This is a genomic window from Variovorax sp. OAS795, assembly GCF_040546685.1.
GTDB lineage: Bacteria > Pseudomonadota > Gammaproteobacteria > Burkholderiales > Burkholderiaceae_C > Variovorax.
The window spans coordinates 960,492-978,228 of record NZ_JBEPOH010000001.1 but is presented as its reverse complement, the minus strand read 5'-3'; the positions used below and the strand labels follow the sequence as shown (position 1 = coordinate 978,228).

Sequence of the window (17,737 nt, the reverse complement as noted above, 5' to 3'; positions counted from 1 at the left end):
TCCGTGTGGCGCAAAGCCCACGCAGTGGCGCACGAATCCAATCGCGCCTTCACCCCGTATTGATCAGGAGCGCGTCGCGCTTGCGAACTGTCGGCGATTGCCGCAGCTGTGTTTCGAGAACCATTCCTACCAGGAGACTTTCAAATGAAGAAACTCGTGATTGCCATCGGCGTATCGGTCCTGCTCGGCGCTTGCGCGGGCGGCATGGGCATGGGCGGCAGCGGCGCCACGGCTCCCAACCCGATGGTGGGCGGCGCCGCGATGTACCCGACCAAGGACATCGTCGACAACGCCGTGAACTCGAAGGACCACACGACGCTGGTCGCCGCGGTGAAGGCCGCGGACCTCGTGGGCACGCTCAAGAGCCCCGGCCCCTTCACCGTCTTCGCACCGACGAACGCGGCCTTCTCTGCCCTGCCGGCCGGGACGGTCGACACGCTGCTCAAGGCCGAGAACAAGCCCACGCTCACCAAGGTGCTGACCTACCACGTGGTGCCCGGCAGGATGGACGGCGCGGCCCTCATGAGCGCCATCAAGGCGGGCGGCGGCAAGGCCGTGCTGAAGACCGCAAGCGGCGGCACGCTCACCGCGACGATGAGCGGCAGCAACGTCATGGTGAGCGATGCCAAGGGCGGCACCGCAACGGTGACCATCGCCAACGTGTACCAGTCGAACGGCGTGATCCACGTCGTCGACAAGGTGCTGCTGCCGGGCTGAGCGTTCGCCCACGCGCAAGGGGCGCACGCGTCGCGAGTGCGTCAGCTCCGCCGTGCCGCCTCGGCTTCGTCGCGCAGCCATTGCGCGAACTCCTGCGCGTCGCGGTTGCCCGCGGCGCGCCTTGAGGTCTCGATGAAGTAGCCGCGGTGCGAGGCCACGTCTTCGCCGAGCGGTGCCACAAGCCTGCCCGCCTGCACCAGATCGCGCAGAAGGGGCAGCCGCCCGATCACCACGCCCTGCCCGGCCACCGCGGCAGCCACCGCATCGGTGTAGAGCGTGAAGCGCAGCGTGCTCTTCATGCGCAGGTGATCGAGCCCCATCACCCGCAGCCAGGGCTCCCAATCGACGGTCGGGGCCTCGCCGTGATCGGGATGCTCCACGGTCAGCAAGGTGAGCTTCGACAGATCGGACGGCACGCGCAGCGAGGCGGCGAGTTGCGGCGAGCACAGCGGGATCACCGATTCCTCGAACAGCGCGGGGCCGATACCGCGCCCGATCGGCACGAAGCGCACCGCCAGGTCGATGCGGCTGCTCTCCAGGTCGAGCACGTCGAGCGTGGCCGACACGCGCACGTCGACCTGCGGATGGGTGCCGGTGAAGCGCGCCAGCCTCGGAATGAGCCAGAACGATGCGAAGCCCGGCGTGCTGGTGATCGCGACCTGCCGCGGCGCCGAGTTCGCGCGCACCCGGGCGGTGGCATCGCGCAGCCGCTCCAGGCTGTCGACCGTGGCGCGCTGCATGACGCTGCCCGCCTCGGTGAGCGCCAGCGCGCGGTGGCGGCGCTCGAACAGCAGCACGCCCAGACTGGCTTCGAGCTGCTGGATCTGGCGGCTCACGGCGGACTGCGTGAGGTGCAGTTCCGCGGCCGCCAGCGTGAAGCTGAGCCGGCGCGCGGCGGCCTCGAAGCTGCGCAGCAGCTCGAGCGGAGGAAGATCGCCATGGACGGCTTCCGAGCCTTTCGCATTCTCTGGATGCATGCAACGAGTTCCGAATGACCGCGTGTAAGAGGGAGGGCAACTCACTATATTCATTCGTATCACGAATGCAATGGAGAGCTTGCCATGAGCACCCTGTCCCATCCCTCTTCCCGTTTCCAGGTCAGCCTGCCGACCCGTTCCATCTTTGCCGTGCCCGATGGCGCGGGTGTGGGCATCGAATGCCGGAGCGGTTCGGTCTGGGTCACGCTCGACCACGATCCGCGCGACATCGTGCTTGCGCCGGGCGAAAGCTTCGAGGCCACCGACCACCGCCGCGTGCTGGTCTCCGCGCTCGAGCCGTCGTGCATCACTGTCTCGGATGCGCAGCCCGCGGCCATGCCGCTGCCGCCGGCCACGCGCCTGCGGTCGCCTTGGCGACTGCCGGCTCTGGGGTTGTCCCCGGCTTGACCTGAGTGCTCGCGGCATCGAACCTCGATGCCATGGACTCTCCAGGCACCGGATGCCGCCGTCCCGACCGGCGGCTTTTTTGCGTTGGCCGTCCGTCTCCCGCAGTTTTCTTTTCGAGAAGGACATGACCATGGCAGAGGCATACATCGTGGCCGCGGCGCGCACCGCGGGCGGCCGCCGCGGCGGCAAGCTCGCGGGCTGGCATCCGGCCGACCTGGCGGCGCAGGTGATCGACGCGCTGGTGGCAAGGGCCGGCATCGACCCGGCGGCGGTGGAGGACGTGATCCTCGGCTGCGTGAGCCAGGTGGGCGAGCAGGCCACCAACATCGCGCGCAACGCGGTGCTGGCGTCCGGGCTGCCCGAATCGGTGCCGGGCACCTCGGTCGACCGGCAGTGCGGCTCGTCGCAGCAAGCGCTGCACTTCGCGGCGCAAGCCGTGATGTCGGGCAGCATGGATGCGGTGATCGCGGGCGGCGTCGAAAGCATGACGCGCGTTCCCATGTTCACGCCCAACGCGCTGCCGGCCAAGGCGGGCCTGGGCACCTACATGAGCCCGGCCATGAAGAGGCGCTACCCGGGCGTGGAGTTCAGCCAGTTCACGGGCGCCGAGATGATCGCGAAGAACTACGGCATCGAGAAGGAAGCGCTCGACCGCTATGCACTCGAAAGCCACCGCCGCGCGATGGCCGGGACCCGCGAAGGCGCCTTCGACGAGGAGATCGTGCCGATCGAGATCCTCTCGGCCGACGGCACGGGCAGCGGCGAACGGCATGCGGTGGACGAAGGCATCCGCTTCGACGCGACGCTCGAAGGCATCGCGGGCGTCAAGCTGATCGCCGAGGGCGGGCGCTGCACCGCGGCCACCGCGAGCCAGATCTGCGACGGCGCGAGCGGCGTGCTGGTGGTGAACGAGCGCGGCCTCAAGGCGCTGGGCGTGAAGCCGCTCGCGCGCATCCACCACATGAGCGTGATGGGGCACGACCCGGTGATCATGCTGGAGGCACCGCTGCCAGCCACGCTGCATGCGCTGAAGAAAGCCGGCATGCGCATCCAGGACATCGACCTCTATGAAGTGAACGAGGCCTTCGCGCCGGTTCCGATCGCGTGGCTCGAGGCGCTGGAGGCCGATCCAGCGCGGCTCAACGTGAACGGCGGCGCGATTGCGCTCGGCCACCCGCTGGGCGCCTCGGGCACCAAGCTCATGACCACGCTGATCCACGCACTGGGACGGCGCGGCAAGCGCTACGGCCTGCAGACCATGTGCGAAGGCGGCGGCATGGCCAACGTCACCATCGTGGAAAGACTCTGATGAACGCACAGTCCCCCGTGATCTGCGAACTGGCCGGCGGGATCGCCACGCTCACGCTGAACCTGCCGGCCAAGCTGAACCCGATCGCGCGCGAACTGCAGGTCGAACTGCGCGACGCGCTCGAACGCATCCGCGAAGACCGCGCGGTGCGCGCCGTGATCCTGACCGGCGCGGGCAAGGCCTTCTGCGTCGGCGCGGACCTGAGCGCCATGGCGCCCGGCGACCAAGGCAAGTCGCTCGGCGACCAGACCGCCGAATGGATGCAGTCGCTGAGCAATCCGCTGGTCGAGACGCTGCGCACGCTGCCGGTGCCGGTGGTGGCCGCAGTGAACGGCGCCGCGGCGGGCGCGGGCGTGGGCCTGGCGCTCGCGGCCGACGTGACGGTTGCCGCGCGCAGCGCCTACTTCTACCTGCCCTTCCTGCCCAAGCTGGGCATCGTGCCGGACCTGGGCTGCACCTGGGAGATTCCGCGCCGCGCCGGCCGGGCGCGCGCCATGGGCATGGCGCTGCTTGACGAACGCGTGGGCGCGGAGCAGGCGGTGCAATGGGGCCTCATCTGGGCCTGCGCCGACGACGCGCAACTGGCGGAAGAGGCACGCGCCATTGCACAGCGGCTCGCCCGCCTGCCGGCGCATGCGGTGGCCGAGGCGCGCGCAGCCTTCGCGGCCTCCGAGCGCCACACGCTGGCCGAACAACTGCGCTACGAAAGCGAACGCCAGCGCGAGCTGATCGACCGACCCACGTTCCGCGAAGGCGTGAGCGCCTTCCTGCAGAAGCGCCCGCCAACCTTTCCGGGGCGCTGAGGCCATGATCGAACGCACGCTTTTCGGCGCCGACCACGAAGCCTTTCGCGACAGCTTCCGCCGCTTCATGGACAAGGAGATCGCGCCGTTCCACGCGGCGTGGGAAGACCAGGGCTACGTGGACCGCGCCGTGTGGTCCAAGGCCGGCGAGAACGGCTTTCTCTGCATGGCGCTGCCCGAAGAACATGGCGGCGCGGGCGCCGACCTGCTCTATTCGGTGATCCAGTTCGAGGAGCTCTGGGCGCGCGGCTTCACGGGCATCGGCTTCGGTCTGCACAGCGAGATCGTGGCGCCCTACATCCTGCGCTACGGCACCGGGGCGCAGAAGAAGCGCTACCTGCCCAGGCTCGCGAGCGGCGAGATGGTCGGCGCCATCGCCATGAGCGAGCCCGGCGCGGGCAGCGACCTGCAGGCGGTCAAGGCCAGCGCCATCCGCCAGGCCGACGGCAGCTACCTGCTCAACGGCAGCAAGACCTTCATCACCAACGGCTGGCATGCCGACCTCGTGATCGTGGTGGCCAAGACCGACCCGGCCGCGGGCGCCAAAGGCACCAGCCTGTTCCTCGTCGAGCGCGGCATGGCGGGCTTCGAAAAAGGCAAGCGGCTCAAGAAGCTGGGGCTGAAGGCGCAGGACACGTCCGAGCTGTTCTTCAACGACGTGCGCCTGCCCGCCGACGCGCTGCTCGGCGATGCCGCGCAGCTGAACCGCGGCTTCGTCTGCCTGATGGAGCAGCTGCCGTGGGAGCGGCTGCAGATCGCGATCAGCGCGGTGGCCGCGTCGCAGTCCGCCATCGACCAGACCGTGGCCTACGTGAAAGACCGCAAGGTGTTCGGCCAGCCGGTCGCCAACTACCAGAACACGCGCTACACGCTCGCCGAGCTGCAGACCGAAGTGCAGGTGGCGCAGGTGTTCGTCGACAAGTGCATCGAGCTGCTGATGGCCGAAAAGCTCGATACCGCCACCGCCAGCATGGCCAAGTACTGGACCACCGACCTGCAGTGCAAGGTGATGGACGAATGCGTGCAGCTGCACGGCGGCTACGGCTTCATGTGGGAGTACCCGATCACGCGGGCGTATGCCGATGCGCGGGTGCAGCGCATCTACGGCGGCACCAACGAGATCATGAAGGAAGTGATCACGCGGGCGATGGGCCTCGGCGGCCGCTGAAACACAGCGTCACTGGCGCCCGGCGAAGGGCTGCGGGAGAATGGCCGCATGCCCATCCTCAACGCCTTCTACGCCCAGTCGGGCGGCGTCACCTCGGTCATCAACGCGTCGGCCTGCGGCGTGATCGAGACGGCACGGAAACACCCTGACCGCATCGGCCAGCTCTATGCCGGGCGCAACGGCATCATCGGCGCGCTGACCGAGGACCTGATCGACACCGGCGCCGAGCCGGCCGAGGCCATCGCGGCGCTGCGCTCCACGCCCGCAGGCGCCTTCGGCTCGTGCCGCTACAAGCTCAAGTCGCTCGAGAAGAACCGGCGCGAGTACGAGCGTCTCATCGAGGTGTTCAAGGCGCACGGCATCGGCTACTTCTTCTACAACGGCGGCGGCGATTCGGCCGACACCTGCTTCAAGGTGAGCCAGCTGTCGCAGTCGCTCGGCTATCCGCTGCAGGCCATCCACGTACCCAAGACCATCGACAACGACCTGCCGCTGACCGACTGCTGCCCGGGCTTCGGCTCGGTGGCCAAGTACGTGGCGGTGTCGACGCTGGAGGCCTCTTTCGACGTGCGCTCGATGGCGGCCACCTCCACCAAGGTGTTCGTGCTCGAGGTCATGGGCCGGCATGCGGGATGGATCGCCGCGGCGGGCGGGCTGGCGGCGGACCATGGCATTCCGGTGGTGGTGCTGTTTCCGGAGATCGAGTTCGACAAGGCGCGCTTTCTCGCGCGCGTCGATGCGCTGGTGAAGCAGCACGGCTACTGCTCGGTGGTGGTTTCCGAAGGCTGCCACTACCCGGACGGAAGCTTCCTGGCCGAACAGGGCACGCGCGACGCGTTCGGCCATGCGCAGCTGGGCGGCGCCGCACCGGTGGTGGCGCAGATGGTCAAGGACGCGCTGGGCCACAAGTTCCACTGGGCCGTGGCCGACTACCTGCAGCGCGCGGCGCGGCACATCGCCTCGGCCACCGACGTGCGGCAGGCCTACGAGCTCGGGCAGCGCGCGGTCGAGCTCGCGCTCGAAGGCCGCAACGCCGTGATGCCGACCATCGAACGCACTTGCGACGCACCCTATGCCTACCGCATCGGCAGCGCACCGCTCGATGCGGTGGCGAACGTCGAGAAGCCGATGCCGCGCGACTTCATCTCGGAGGACGGCTGGGGCATCACCGACAAGTGCAGGCTCTACCTGCTGCCGCTGATCGAGGGCGAGGACTACCCCGCCTACCGCAACGGACTGCCGGTGTACGCCACCTTGCGGAACGTGGCGGTGACAAAGAAGCTGCCGGCCTTCGAGCTCGCCTGATGCGCACGCCGTCCCCCGTCGATGCGATCGATGCCACGCGCTGTCCGCTGTGCGGCGAAGAGAACCGCTGCGCGATGGAAACCGCGCGCGAAACCGGCGAGCCGCAGCCGCCGTGCTGGTGCATGGCGACGGACTTCCGCAATGCGCCGCTCGCGTCGCTGCCGGCGGCTTCGCGCGGCAAGGCCTGCATCTGCGCGCGCTGCGCCGCGGGAACGCCGGCAGCCGCGGCTCAGAATTGAGTGGTGCCCTGCTGCTGGCCCTGCGATTGCGATTGCACCTGTGACTGCGCTTCCGGCTGCGGCTCCGATGGCGCAGGCCCCTGAGCCGGTTCGATAGCGTCAGGCGCGGCCTCCTCGGGTTGCGGCACATCGGGCGCGGCCGCGGTCGATACCGTGCTGTCGCGCTGCTGCGTGACCACGCAATGGATGAACTGCAGCTTGCCCACGGCCGCGCGCGGCAGCACGAAGGGGTAGTAGTCGGGCTGCCCCATGCTGCGCGAGAGTTCGTTGAGCACGTTGGTGAGCAGCACCCAGCCGTTGAGGAAGTCCAGGAACTTGGCCGCGCCCGGGTGCTCGGGCTGCCACAGGTCGTCGGTGGCGAAGAGGTCGCTCGCGAGTTCCACGTTGGTGGCGTCCACGCCGAAGCTCATGGCCGTGTCGGTGGTGTCGGCCATGTGAAGGTAGTGGGCCCAGGTCTCGGCCCAGTCTTCCCACGGATGCATGCTGGCATAGCTGCTCACGAAGCGGTTGGCCCAGTCGGGTGGAGGGCCCTGTTCGTAGTGCCGCTGCAGCGCCGCGGAGTAGTCGGCGCGCTCGTCGCCGAACAGCGCGCGAAACTCTTCGAGCCAGGGCGTGGGCTGCACCAGCAGGTCCCAGTAGTAGTGGCCGATCTCATGGCGGAAATGGCCGAGCAGCGTGCGGTAGGGCTCGCGCATCTCGGCGCGGATGCGCTCGCGCACCGCGTCCTCGGCCTCCTCGGCATTGAGGGTGATGACGCCGTGCTCGTGCCCGGTCATCACGTGCGGGCTGCCCGGCATGTTGCTGAGAAAGTCGAAGGCCAGGCCGTGCACCGGATCGGCATGGCGGCTGACCACCGGCAGCCCGAGCGCCAGCAGTTGCGAGATGAGCCGCCGCTTCGCATGCTCGAGCTTGCGCCAGAGCTCGCCGTTGCTCTCCACCGAAAGGTCGGGAATGGTGCGGGTGACGCTGCAGGACAGGCAGTAGCCCGGGGCGAGGCCATCGGCGTCGGACGACGCGTCGTCGCCCTCGCGCGGCGCCGGCACCATCCAGTTGCAGCTGGCGGCGGTCAGCAGGTTGGCACAGCGGCGGTAGCGCTTGCCGTCCGGGTTGCCGAACACGGTGAAGCTGTCGGGCTCGGCGCCCTCGCCCTGCCCTTCGTCGCCGGATTCGGCAGGCACCGGCGCCAGCGGCACCACGCCAAGCCGGTCGATCACATACCCGAGCGGCGTGCCGCAGGCCAGGCACTGGCTGTTGCGCAGGAACACCGGGCGGCCGCACTGGCAGCGGTAGGCACGGCTGACGGTGGGGGCCGCCAGCTCGGACGCGAGATTGGGCGGGGCGCCGGGATCGGGGGCTTTGGCGATGGCGCCGGATGGGAGATTCATGTCGTTGTTCTGGGAGGCAGGGCGGGACAGCGCATGCATTGTGCGGCGGCGCGGAGCCAGCCTCGCGCGCAAAGACCGATATGCTTGTAGGACGACGGAACCGCATCCAGGCCGGCCCGCTCTCCCATGACCCCCATTCCCCCGCCAGAAACCGCGTCCCCGGCCCCGCCCTCCCTCGGAGCGCTGCGCGAGCGCCATGGCCCGCGCTACCGCTGGTACCTGCTGCTCTCGGTCATGGTGGGGGTCATGGCATCGATCATGTCCTCGACCATCGTCAACGTGGCGATTCCGGGCATGAGCCACCACTTCTCGCTCGGCCAGGAGCGGGCGCAATGGGTGAGTTCGGGCTTCATGGTGGCCATGACCGTCTCCATGCTGACCACGCCCTGGCTGCTGTCGCGCTACGGCTACCGGCGCACCTACGCGGGCACCATGGTGCTGCTGCTCGCGGGCGGCGTGGCCGGCGGCCTGGCCAACGACTTCTCGCTGGTGCTGCTGGCGCGCGTGGCCGAAGGGCTGGCTGCGGGCGTGGTGCAGCCGATTCCGGCCATCATCATCCTGCGCGCCTTCGAGCCGCACGAGCAGGGCCGCGCCAGCGGCATCTTCGGCATGGGCGCGGTGCTGGCGCCGGCCATCGGCCCGAGCATCGGCGGCGTGCTGGTCGACCTGTTCGGCTGGCGCTCCATCTTCTTCATGGTGGTGCCGTTCTGCCTGGCCTCGCTCTGGCTGGCGTTCAAGTTCGTGCCCACCACGGCGCCCGGCGGCGTGGCCGCCTCGCGCGGCAGCGGGCTCGACTGGCGCGGCCTCGCGCTGGGCACCGCGGGCACCCTGTGCCTGCTGAACGGCCTGGTCGCGCTGCGCGGCGATTCGCCGGTGCAGGCGGCCCTGCTGCTGGCGGGCGCGGTGCTGGCGTTTGCGGGCTTCGTGTGGTGGCAGCGCCGGATCGCGGCCTCGGGCGGCGAGCCGCTGATGAACCTGGCGCTTTTCAAGTACCGGCAATTCGCCATGGGCAGCGTGGTCGCCTTCATCTACGGCACGGCGCTGTTCGGCTCCACCTACCTGCTGCCGGTGTACATGCAGGTCGGGCTGCAGCTCTCGGCCTCGCACGTGGGCACCATCCTGCTGCCGGCGGGCATCGTGCTGGCCGTGGCCATCGCCGGCGTCGGCCGGCTGGCCGACCGGCAGCCGACGTGGCTGCTGGTGAGCATCGGACTGGCGCTGCTGGCGGCCTCCTTCGCGCTCATGGTGGTGCTCCGGCTCGACAGCGCACTGTGGCTGCTGGTGGCGTTCGCCATCATCGGGCGCATCGGGCTGGGCTTCATCCTGCCGTCGCTCAACCTGGGCTCGATGCGGCCGCTGGCCAAGCCGCTGATCCCGCAGGGCGCGAGCGCCATCAACTTCCTGCGCATGCTGGGCGGCGCGGCCGGCGTGAGCCTCTGCGCCATCGTGCTCGAGTGGCGCCTGGCGGCGCATGGCGACTCGCTGGCCAACCCGGCGAGCAGCCCGGCGAGGCTGGCGGCGTTCGACGAGGTGTTCCTGATGTTGGCGGCGCTCTGCGCCCTCGCCATCTGTGCGGCCTGGCAGCTGCGCCGGCCCGCGCACCAAGGGTAAGCCCCAAGTAATACCTAAGACTCCATCGTTTCTAATTGTTAGTATTGTTAGCTAATGATGGAATGGGCTCCTATGCAGCGCAGAAGTTTTGTCGCCTCGACGGCGGTCCTTGCCGCCGGCCTGGCCGGGCTGTCGTCCGCGCATGCGGCCGAAGCGGGCGTGAGCGACAGCGAGATCGTGCTCGGTAGTTCCGCGGTGTTGAGCGGCCCCCTCGGCTCGCAGATCAAGGTGGTGCACAACGGCGCCGCGCTGGCTTTCGACGCGGTCAACGAGCAGGGCGGCGTGGGCGGTCGCAAGATCAAGTTCGTGGCGCTGGACGACGAACTCAAGCCCGAGAAGGCGCTGGAAAACTACGGCAAGCTGCTGAACGACCACCATGTGTTCGCGTTCTTCGGCTGCGTGGGCTCGGGCACCACCTCTGCCGCGGCCAAGCTGCTGCAGCAAAGCGGTGCGCCCAGCGTCGGCGGCTACGGCGTGGGCGACAGCGCGCGCGAGCGCGTGGCAGGCTCGGCCTACTTCGTGCGCGCCAGCAACTCGCGTGAAGCGCAGGCGCTGGTCGAGCACCTGGTCACCATCGGCGTGAACAAGATCGCGATCGCCCACCTGGACAACCCCGGCGGCCTCGAGGCGGTGAAGCTGATCGAGGGTGCCATGTCCACCCACAAGATGACGCCTACGGCCGTGGTGTCGGTCAAGGGCGACGGCTCGACCTCCGCCGCAGCGGGCAAGGTGCTGGCCGACAGCCAGCCCCAGGCCGTGCTGATGTACCTGGCCGGCACGGTGACCGGCGAAGTAATCAAGGCGATGTATGCCGCCGGCAGCAAGCCGATGTTCTACGGCATGTCGGTGGTGTCGGGCGAAGTCACGGCCAAGGTGGTTCCGCTGCAGGCCGGCGGCCTGGCCATCTCGCAGGTCACGCCCTACCCCTGGGGCGAAGTGGAATCCGTCACGCGCGACTACCGCCGGCTGGCCGAACGCGCGCAGGTGCCGGTGGGCTACGGCAGCTTCGAGGGCTACCTGAACGGCCTCGTGATGATCGAGGCGATCAAGCGCACCGGGCGCGACCTGACGCGCGCGCGCCTGCATGCGACACTGCGCGCACTGAAGCTGCGCCTGGCCGGCATGGACATCGACTTTTCGACCGGTGCCACCACCGGTTCGCGCTTCATCGAGATGGTGCGCGTCACGCCCGAAGGCCGCTTCGTTCGCTGAGCGGTCCGGGGGTTTCGCCGGGCGGCTGCCGCACGCGCTTTAATAGCGCCATGTGCCAACTGCTCGGAATGAACTGCAACACCCCCACGGACGTGGCCTTCAGCTTCACGGGCTTCGCCCAGCGCGGGGGCCGCACCGACCACCATGCCGACGGCTGGGGCATCGCGTTCTTCGAGGACCGCGGGCTGCGCCACTTCGTCGACCACATGCCCGCGAGCGAATCGCCGGTGGCCGAGCTGATCCGGCGCTACCCGATCCAGAGCCGCAACGTCATTGCGCACATCCGCAAGGCGACGCAGGGCGCCGTCAACCTGCAGAACTGCCATCCCTTCGTGCGCGAGCTGTGGGGCCGCTACTGGGTGTTCGCCCACAACGGCGACCTGAAGGAATTCCGCCCGCGGCTGCACGGCAACTTCCATCCCGTGGGCGACACCGACAGCGAGCATGCCTTCTGCTGGCTGATGCAGGAGCTGGCCAAGTCGCATGCGGGCGTGCCGAGCATCGCGGAGCTCACGCTCACGCTGCGCGAGCTGGCGCCGCAGCTTGCGGGCCATGGCACCTTCAACTTCATGCTGTCGAACGGCCAGGCGCTCTGGGCCCATGCCTCGACGAACCTCTGGTACGTGGAGCGGCGCCATCCCTTCGTGACCGCGCAGCTGTCGGACGAAGACCTGGAGATCGACTTTGCCAAGCACACCACGCCGAACGACCGCGTGGCGGTGGTGGTGACCTCGCCGCTCACCACCAACGAGCAGTGGACCGCCTTCGCGCCGGGCGAGCTGCACGTGTTCGTGGACGGCCAGCTGGCGCCGCGCTGAACGGCGCGCCGCTGCGCCTCAGGCGCGGGCCAGGTGCGCCTCCAGCGCGTCGATGAACATCGCCGGCACGTCGAAACCGGTCTGCTCGGTGATCTCCTGGAAGCAGGTCGGGCTGGTCACGTTGATCTCGGTGACCGAGTCGCCGATCACGTCGAGCCCGATGAGGAGCAGCCCGCGCGGCGCGAGCGCGCGGCCCACGGTTTCGGCGATCTCGCGATTGCGCGGCGTGAGCGGCTGCGCCACGCCCTTGCCGCCGGCCGCAAGGTTGCCGCGCACCTCGGAGCCCTGCGGAATGCGCGCCAGCACGAAGGGCGCCGGCTCGCCCGCGATGATCAGGATGCGCTTGTCGCCCTGCACGATGTCGGGCACGAAACGCTGCACCATGATGGTCTCGGCGCCGTTCTTGTTCAGCGTCTCGACGATGGAGCCTAGGTTCAGCGCATCCTGCCTGACGCGGAAGATGCCCATGCCGCCCATGCCGTCGAGCGGCTTCAGGATGATGTCGCCGTGCTCGGCATGGAAGTCGCGCACGGCCTGGGCGCTGCGCGTCACCAGCGTGGGCGTGGTGAACTGCGGAAACTCCATGATCGCGAGCTTCTCGGGATGGTCGCGCAGCGCGCGCGGCTTGTTGACCACGCGCGCGCCTTCGCGCTCGGCCTGCTCCAGCAGGTGGGTGGCGTAGATGTACTCGGCGTCGAAGGGCGGGTCCTTGCGCATCAGAACGGCATCGAAGTCCTTCAGCGCCTTCGACTCCCGGATGTCCTCGCGGTACCAGGCCTTGCTGTCACCGGTAAGGGTGATCTGCTGCACGTTGGCCGTGACCACGCCGCCCGACACCCACTGCAGGTCTTCGGGCAGGCAGGCCGCGATGCGGTGGCCGCGGCGCTGCGCCTCGCGCATCATCGAGAACGTGGTGTCCTTGTAGATCTTGAAGTGGTCGAGCGGATCGGCGACGAAGAGGATGTTTTTCATCTGGGAGTCTTTCGGGCGCCGGGTGTGGCCGCCATGTTGCTGCTGTCTGGCGCGATGTTGCCGGAAGCCGCGATGTCCTTGCCGGCGGAGGCCTTTGTGCGCCCCGCCTGCTGCACCGCGAGCGCCAGGGCCCCGGCCACCACGCCCCAGAAGGCCGAGCCGATGCCCGCGATGGCCACGCCCGAGAGCGTGACCAGGAACGTGATGATCGCGGCCTCGCGGTGCGGCTCGTCGCGCACCGCGGCGGCCAGCCCGGCGCCGATGGTGCCGAGCAGCGCCAGGCCCGCGATGGCGGCCACCAGCTCCTTCGGAAAGGCCGTGAGCAGCCCGGTCACGGCCGCGCCGAACAGGCCGATCACCACGTAGATCGCGCCGCAGCTCACGGCTGCCGTGTAGCGCCGGGCCGGATCCTCGTGCGCCTCACGGCCCATGCAGATGGCCGCGGTGATCGCGCCGAGGTTCAGCGCGAAGGCGCCGAAGGGCGCGAGCACCAGCGTGGCGAGCCCGCTGATCGTGATGAGCTTGCTGATGGGCATGTCGGTGTAGCCCGCGGCGCGGATCGCCGCCACGCCCGGCAGGTTCTGCGATGCCATGGTCACGATGAAGAGCGGCAGGGCCAGGCTCACGATGGCCTGCCAGGTGAACACCGGCATGGTGAACACGGGCCAGGTGAACGCGAAATGCACCGCCGACCAGGCCAGCTCCCCGCGCGCCGCGACGAAGGCCACGGCCACCATCAGCGTGACCGGCACCGCATAGCGCGGCAGCAGGCGCCTCGCGGCCAGGTAGGTGCCGAGCATCAGCAGCACCAGCGGCAGCGCCGTGCGGGCCGCAACGAATGCCTCGAGCCCGAAGCGCGCGAGCACCCCGGCCAGCAGGGCGGAAGCCAGCGCCATCGGGATCCTGTTCATCACGCGCTCGAACCAGCCCGTGGCACCCGCCAGCACGATCAACGCCGCGCAGACGATGAAAGCGCCGACGGCTTCGTTCATGCCGTAGCTTCCCGCCGCCACCGCGAGCACGGCGGCGCCCGGGGTGCTCCAGGCGATCATCACCGGCTTGCGCCACCAGAGCGAAGCCAGCATGGAAGGCAGGCCCATGCCGAGGCCCAGCGCCCACATCCAGGAAGCCGCCACCTCGGGCGTGGCGCCGAAGGCCTGCGCGGCCTGGAACACAATGGCCACCGAGCTCGTGAAGCCCACGAGCACCGCGACGAAGCCCGCAGTGAAGGCCGAAAGGCTCAGATCCTTGAAAAAACGCATCGCGCGATTGTGCCGGGGACGCCGGGACCACAGCGCGGCGAAGATTCGGCGCAGGATTTGCTTGGGGCTTCCGGACGCCTTCCGCCATGCACCGCCATGGCCCCCGATGGAGAACCCATGGACACGCTTTCGCCCGATGCCTCCGCACCCTCCGTCCCTTCCACGCCCGCCGAAGTGGTCGACGAATTCCTTCGCCTGGTGATGATCCCGGACCCGCAATCGGCCTCACGCTACACCGCGCCCGGCATCCGCATCCGCTTCACCGGCAACCGCGAGATGCATGCGCCCGGCGACACCTCGGCCTTCAATGCGAAGCGCTACGCCTGGGTCAAAAAGAAGATCGAGCGCACCGAAGTGGTGGCGGGCGGCACGCCCGACCAAACCGTGGTCTACAGCCTCGGCACGCTGTACGGTGCTTGGCCCGACGGCACGGCCTTCGAAGGCAACCGCTATGTCGACCGCTACGTGGTGCGCCAGGGCCTCATCGTGCAGATGGACGTGTGGAACGACAGCGCCGAATGGCTGCTGGTGCGCGCCGGCCTCGCGGCGCAGTGAGGCGCGGCGCATGACCGCACGCTGGCCCGGCCTGCTTCCCGCGCACGGCCGCTTCGGCTACAGCCCCATCACGCGGCGGCCAGGCTACACGTGGCCCAACGGCGCGCGGCTGGCCGTGTACCTGGGTTTCAACATCGAGCATTTCGCGTTCGGCGACGGCATGGGCGCGTGCATCGCACCCGCCTCGCCCGAGCCCGACGTGCTGAACCATGGCTGGCGCGAATACGGGAACCGCGTGGGTGCGTGGCGCTGCCTCGAGCTGTTCGACGCGCTGGCGCTGCCCGCGGGCGCGCTCGTCAACACCGCGCTCTACGACCATTGCCCGGAACTCGTGCGAGCCTGCGTGGCGCGCGGCGACGAGCTGGTCGGCCACGGCCACAGCAACGCCGAACGCCAGGGCACCCTGGACGAAGACGAGGAGCGCGCGCTGCTGCTGCGCTGCCGCGAGCGCATGCGAGAGGAGAGCGGCCGGGCGCCCGCCGGATGGCTCTCGCCATGGATATCGGAGAGCCCGGTCACGCCCGACCTGCTGGCCGAGACCGGCTACGGCTACACGCTCGACTGGTGCCACGACGACCAGCCGGTGCGCATGCGCACGCGCGGCGGCGGCTCGATCTGGTCGGTGCCCTACCCGCAGGAGCTCAACGACATTCCGATGATCGTCGGCCGCCAAATGGATGCGAAGGATTTCAGCGCGATGATCGTCGACAACTTCGACGAGATGCGGGAGCAGTCGCGCGCGCAGCCGCTGGTGATGGGGCTCGCGCTGCATCCGTACATCGTGGGCCAGCCCTACCGGCTGCGCCACCTGCGCACGGCGCTCGCGCACATTGCGCGGGCCCGCGACCGCGGCGAGATCTGGGTCACCACGCCGGGCGCCATTGCATCGCACATGCAGCAGCTTGCGGCGGAGCGGCCCAGGGACTTCGGCTGAGCCTCGGGGCCGCCCGGCCGTCAGATCTCGATCTTCGACCCCAGCTCCACCACCGCATTGTTCGGCAGCCCGAGGAAGGCCGCGGCGCCGCTCGCGTTGTGGTGCATCTGCGCGAACAGCTTTTCGCGCCACGGCGCCATGCCGCTGCCCAGCGTGGGGATAACCACGTCGCGCGAGAGGAAGTAGCTGGTCGTCATCGGCTCCAGCTGGCAGCCGCGCATGCGCGCGTTATCGAGCGCGCGCGGCAGGTCGATATCGTTCTTGAAGCCGTAGTGCACGATCACCTGCCAGCAGTGGTGGCCCAGCGCATCGATCTCGATGCGCTTGTCCATCGGGATCCAGGGCACTTCGTGGTTGCGCACCGTGACGAACATGTTCTGCTCGTGCAGCACCTTGTTGTGCTTGAGGTTGTGCAGCAGCGCGTTGGGCACCACGCCGGGCTCGGCGGTGAGGAACACCGCGGTGCCGTCCACGCGCGCGGGCGGGTTCTCGAACACCGAATCGAGAAAGGCCTTGAGCTCGATGGCATCGGCGCGCTGCACTTCGCCCATCAGGCGCCGACCTTCCTTCCAGGTGATCATGAGCGTGAACACGGCGCCGCCGATCACCAGCGGGAACCAGCCGCCCTCGAAGAGCTTGAGCAGGTTCGATGCGAAGAACAGGAAGTCGACCACGAAGAAGACGGCCGTCGATGCGATGCACAGCGCGAGCGGCAGCTTCCACGCGTAGCGGATCACGAAGAAGGTCAGCACCGTGGTGATGAGCATGTCGGTGGTCACCGCGATGCCGTAGGCCGCGGCCAGGCTGCTCGACGAGCGGAACATGACGACCGCCAGCACGATGGCCACGAACAGGCCCCAGTTCACGAGCGGAATGTAGATCTGCCCGGCCGTGCGCACGCTGGTGTGCTCGATGTTCAGCCGCGGCAGGTAGCCCAGCTGGATGACTTGGCGCGTGACGCTGAAGGCGCCGGTGATGAGCGCCTGCGACGCAATGACCGTGGCCGCGGTGGCCAGCAGCACCAGCGGGACGAGCGCCCACTCGGGCGCCATCATGAAGAAGGGGTTCTTCACGGCCTCGGGGTTCTCCAGCAGCAAGGCGCCCTGGCCGAAGTAGTTGAGCGTGAGCGCCGGCATCACCACCGTGAACCACGCCACTCGGATCGGCCGCTTGCCGAAATGGCCCAGGTCGGCGTAGAGCGCCTCGGCACCCGTCACGCACAGCACCGTGGCGCCCAGCAGGATGAAGGACGTGCCCGGGTTGTCCCACATGAACTTCAGCGCGAACCACGGGTTGAGCGACTTGAGGATCTCGGGGTGGTGCACGATCTGGGACACGCCGAGCACCGCGATGGCCAGGAACCACACCAGCGTGATCGGTCCGAAGAACTTGCCGATGCCCGCCGTGCCGCGCTTTTGCACCACGAAGAGGCAGAACAGCACCACCAGCGTGATCGGCATCACGTAGTGCTTGAAGTGCGGCGAGACCACCTCGAGGCCCTCGACCGCGGAAAGCACCGAGATGGCCGGCGTGATGACGCCGTCGCCATAGAAGAGCGAGGTGCCGAAGATGCCCACCAGCAGCAGCACATGGCGCAACCGGGGCTTGTCGGCCACCGCGCGCGAGGCCAGTGCCAGCATGGCGACCAGGCCGCCCTCGCCCTCGTTGTCGGCCCGCAGCACCAGCACCACGTACTTGATCGACACGATGACGGTGAGCGTCCAGAAGAACATCGACAGGATGCCGTAGACGTTCTCGACGGTGAAAGGCAGGTGGCCGTGGCCGAACACTTCCTTGACTGCATACAGCACGCTGGTGCCGATGTCGCCATAGACGACACCGACGGCGCCGATGATCAAGGCGGCGGCGGAAGTGGATTTGGGAGGTGACACGAAGTCGTTGGAAAAAGGGCAGGCTGAAAGCGAGTGACCGGAGGCCACACGCATTGGATCGCGGCCGCGGTGGAATCAGTTTCCAGCGCCGCGCGCAAACCTCCGCCCTTTTGTTTCCTTTGCTGTGGGGCCGCTATTTTGCCGCCGGCCGCCGCCGCCGCAAGCCGCGG

Annotated in this window: 17 protein-coding genes; 12 read left to right on the top strand and 5 right to left on the bottom strand. The window is 68.7% G+C overall.

What is annotated here, in order from left to right; genetic code table 11:
• Positions 1-144: 144 nt before the first annotated feature.
• Positions 145-717 (top strand): fasciclin domain-containing protein, encoded by a 573-nt coding sequence (locus tag ABID97_RS04690; RefSeq protein ID WP_503012747.1) that lies wholly within the window; start codon positions 145-147, stop codon positions 715-717.
• Between the two features lie 41 nt (positions 718-758).
• On the opposite strand, the gene ABID97_RS04685 is transcribed toward ABID97_RS04690, so the two are convergent.
• Complete coding sequence (locus tag ABID97_RS04685) at positions 759-1,694, bottom strand: LysR substrate-binding domain-containing protein (RefSeq protein ID WP_354397386.1); 936 nt, start codon at positions 1,692-1,694, stop codon at positions 759-761.
• Between the two features lie 84 nt (positions 1,695-1,778).
• On the opposite strand from ABID97_RS04685, the gene ABID97_RS04680 reads away from it, so the two are divergent.
• The 6 genes from ABID97_RS04680 to ABID97_RS04655 all read left to right on the top strand — a co-directional run bounded on the left by ABID97_RS04680 (position 1,779) and on the right by ABID97_RS04655 (position 6,926).
• The gene (locus tag ABID97_RS04680; RefSeq protein WP_354397385.1) at positions 1,779-2,102 is read left to right on the top strand and encodes a DUF2917 domain-containing protein; all 324 of its coding nucleotides are present in this window, start codon (positions 1,779-1,781) and stop codon (positions 2,100-2,102) included.
• Between the two features lie 130 nt (positions 2,103-2,232).
• Entirely contained in the window at positions 2,233-3,411 is a 1,179-nt protein-coding gene (locus ABID97_RS04675) for an acetyl-CoA C-acetyltransferase (protein WP_354397384.1), read from the top strand.
• Complete coding sequence (locus ABID97_RS04670) at positions 3,411-4,214, top strand: enoyl-CoA hydratase-related protein (RefSeq protein ID WP_354397383.1); 804 nt, start codon at positions 3,411-3,413, stop codon at positions 4,212-4,214. The genes ABID97_RS04675 and ABID97_RS04670 overlap by 1 nt, the downstream gene beginning before the upstream one ends.
• A 4-nt stretch (positions 4,215-4,218) precedes the next feature.
• Positions 4,219-5,382, top strand: a complete 1,164-nt coding sequence (locus ABID97_RS04665; RefSeq protein WP_354397382.1) for an acyl-CoA dehydrogenase family protein — start codon at positions 4,219-4,221, stop codon at positions 5,380-5,382.
• A 48-nt stretch (positions 5,383-5,430) separates the two neighbouring features.
• Positions 5,431-6,687, top strand: a complete 1,257-nt coding sequence (locus tag ABID97_RS04660; protein ID WP_354397381.1) for a 6-phosphofructokinase — start codon at positions 5,431-5,433, stop codon at positions 6,685-6,687.
• Entirely contained in the window at positions 6,687-6,926 is a 240-nt protein-coding gene (locus ABID97_RS04655) for a cysteine-rich CWC family protein (RefSeq protein ID WP_354397380.1), read from the top strand. The genes ABID97_RS04660 and ABID97_RS04655 overlap by 1 nt, the downstream gene beginning before the upstream one ends.
• On the opposite strand, the gene ABID97_RS04650 is transcribed toward ABID97_RS04655, so the two are convergent.
• Positions 6,917-8,311 carry a zinc-binding metallopeptidase family protein gene (locus ABID97_RS04650; protein WP_354397379.1) on the bottom strand — a complete coding sequence of 465 codons (1,395 nt, stop codon included), beginning with the start codon at positions 8,309-8,311 and terminating at the stop codon, positions 6,917-6,919. The two genes, ABID97_RS04655 and ABID97_RS04650, sit on opposite strands and share 10 nt — an antisense overlap.
• 126 nt (positions 8,312-8,437) lie before the next feature.
• Between ABID97_RS04650 and ABID97_RS04645 the strand changes: the two genes are divergently transcribed.
• From ABID97_RS04645 to ABID97_RS04635, 3 genes are all read left to right on the top strand, one after another.
• Positions 8,438-9,922, top strand: a complete 1,485-nt coding sequence (locus ABID97_RS04645) for an MFS transporter (protein ID WP_354397378.1) — start codon at positions 8,438-8,440, stop codon at positions 9,920-9,922.
• Positions 9,923-9,994: 72 nt separating this feature from the next.
• Entirely contained in the window at positions 9,995-11,134 is a 1,140-nt protein-coding gene (locus tag ABID97_RS04640) for an ABC transporter substrate-binding protein (RefSeq protein WP_354397377.1), read from the top strand.
• A gap of 50 nt (positions 11,135-11,184) precedes the next feature.
• Positions 11,185-11,952: a class II glutamine amidotransferase gene (locus ABID97_RS04635; RefSeq protein ID WP_354397376.1), complete on the top strand. Its 768-nt coding sequence runs from the start codon at positions 11,185-11,187 to the stop codon at positions 11,950-11,952.
• Positions 11,953-11,970: 18 nt separating this feature from the next.
• Here the strand turns inward: ABID97_RS04635 and gshB are convergent, their stop codons facing one another.
• Both gshB and ABID97_RS04625 read right to left on the bottom strand, forming a co-directional pair.
• On the bottom strand, positions 11,971-12,924 hold the full coding sequence (gene gshB, locus ABID97_RS04630) for a glutathione synthase (protein WP_354397375.1): 954 nt from the start codon (positions 12,922-12,924) through the stop codon (positions 11,971-11,973).
• Positions 12,921-14,186: a benzoate/H(+) symporter BenE family transporter gene (locus ABID97_RS04625; protein WP_354397374.1), complete on the bottom strand. Its 1,266-nt coding sequence runs from the start codon at positions 14,184-14,186 to the stop codon at positions 12,921-12,923. Before ABID97_RS04625 ends, gshB begins: the two co-directional genes overlap by 4 nt.
• Positions 14,187-14,303: 117 nt before the next feature.
• Between ABID97_RS04625 and ABID97_RS04620 the strand changes: the two genes are divergently transcribed.
• Both ABID97_RS04620 and ABID97_RS04615 read left to right on the top strand, forming a co-directional pair.
• A complete protein-coding gene (locus ABID97_RS04620) occupies positions 14,304-14,741 on the top strand; it encodes a nuclear transport factor 2 family protein (RefSeq protein WP_354397373.1) in 438 nt (145 codons plus the stop codon).
• Positions 14,742-14,751: 10 nt separating this feature from the next.
• The gene (locus tag ABID97_RS04615) at positions 14,752-15,675 is read left to right on the top strand and encodes a polysaccharide deacetylase family protein (protein WP_354397372.1); all 924 of its coding nucleotides are present in this window, start codon (positions 14,752-14,754) and stop codon (positions 15,673-15,675) included.
• A gap of 20 nt (positions 15,676-15,695) precedes the next feature.
• Here ABID97_RS04615 and ABID97_RS04610 read toward each other — a convergent pair whose 3' ends face one another.
• A complete protein-coding gene (locus ABID97_RS04610; protein ID WP_354397371.1) occupies positions 15,696-17,567 on the bottom strand; it encodes a potassium transporter Kup in 1,872 nt (623 codons plus the stop codon).
• Positions 17,568-17,737 lie beyond the last annotated feature (170 nt).

What these genes read in the sequence shown, in the direction of transcription:
- ABID97_RS04690 (WP_503012747.1), top strand. Translation starts at nt 145, where the DNA reads ATGAAGAAACTCGTGATTGCCATCGGCGTATCGGTCCTGCTCGGCGCT.
- ABID97_RS04685 (WP_354397386.1), bottom strand. Translation starts at nt 1,694, where the DNA reads ATGCATCCAGAGAATGCGAAAGGCTCGGAAGCCGTCCATGGCGATCTT.
- ABID97_RS04680 (WP_354397385.1), top strand. Translation starts at nt 1,779, where the DNA reads ATGAGCACCCTGTCCCATCCCTCTTCCCGTTTCCAGGTCAGCCTGCCG.
- ABID97_RS04675 (WP_354397384.1), top strand. Translation starts at nt 2,233, where the DNA reads ATGGCAGAGGCATACATCGTGGCCGCGGCGCGCACCGCGGGCGGCCGC.
- ABID97_RS04670 (WP_354397383.1), top strand. Translation starts at nt 3,411, where the DNA reads ATGAACGCACAGTCCCCCGTGATCTGCGAACTGGCCGGCGGGATCGCC.
- ABID97_RS04665 (WP_354397382.1), top strand. Translation starts at nt 4,219, where the DNA reads ATGATCGAACGCACGCTTTTCGGCGCCGACCACGAAGCCTTTCGCGAC.
- ABID97_RS04660 (WP_354397381.1), top strand. Translation starts at nt 5,431, where the DNA reads ATGCCCATCCTCAACGCCTTCTACGCCCAGTCGGGCGGCGTCACCTCG.
- ABID97_RS04655 (WP_354397380.1), top strand. Translation starts at nt 6,687, where the DNA reads ATGCGCACGCCGTCCCCCGTCGATGCGATCGATGCCACGCGCTGTCCG.
- ABID97_RS04650 (WP_354397379.1), bottom strand. Translation starts at nt 8,311, where the DNA reads ATGAATCTCCCATCCGGCGCCATCGCCAAAGCCCCCGATCCCGGCGCC.
- ABID97_RS04645 (WP_354397378.1), top strand. Translation starts at nt 8,438, where the DNA reads ATGACCCCCATTCCCCCGCCAGAAACCGCGTCCCCGGCCCCGCCCTCC.
- ABID97_RS04640 (WP_354397377.1), top strand. Translation starts at nt 9,995, where the DNA reads ATGCAGCGCAGAAGTTTTGTCGCCTCGACGGCGGTCCTTGCCGCCGGC.
- ABID97_RS04635 (WP_354397376.1), top strand. Translation starts at nt 11,185, where the DNA reads ATGTGCCAACTGCTCGGAATGAACTGCAACACCCCCACGGACGTGGCC.
- gshB (WP_354397375.1), bottom strand. Translation starts at nt 12,924, where the DNA reads ATGAAAAACATCCTCTTCGTCGCCGATCCGCTCGACCACTTCAAGATC.
- ABID97_RS04625 (WP_354397374.1), bottom strand. Translation starts at nt 14,186, where the DNA reads ATGCGTTTTTTCAAGGATCTGAGCCTTTCGGCCTTCACTGCGGGCTTC.
- ABID97_RS04620 (WP_354397373.1), top strand. Translation starts at nt 14,304, where the DNA reads ATGGACACGCTTTCGCCCGATGCCTCCGCACCCTCCGTCCCTTCCACG.
- ABID97_RS04615 (WP_354397372.1), top strand. Translation starts at nt 14,752, where the DNA reads ATGACCGCACGCTGGCCCGGCCTGCTTCCCGCGCACGGCCGCTTCGGC.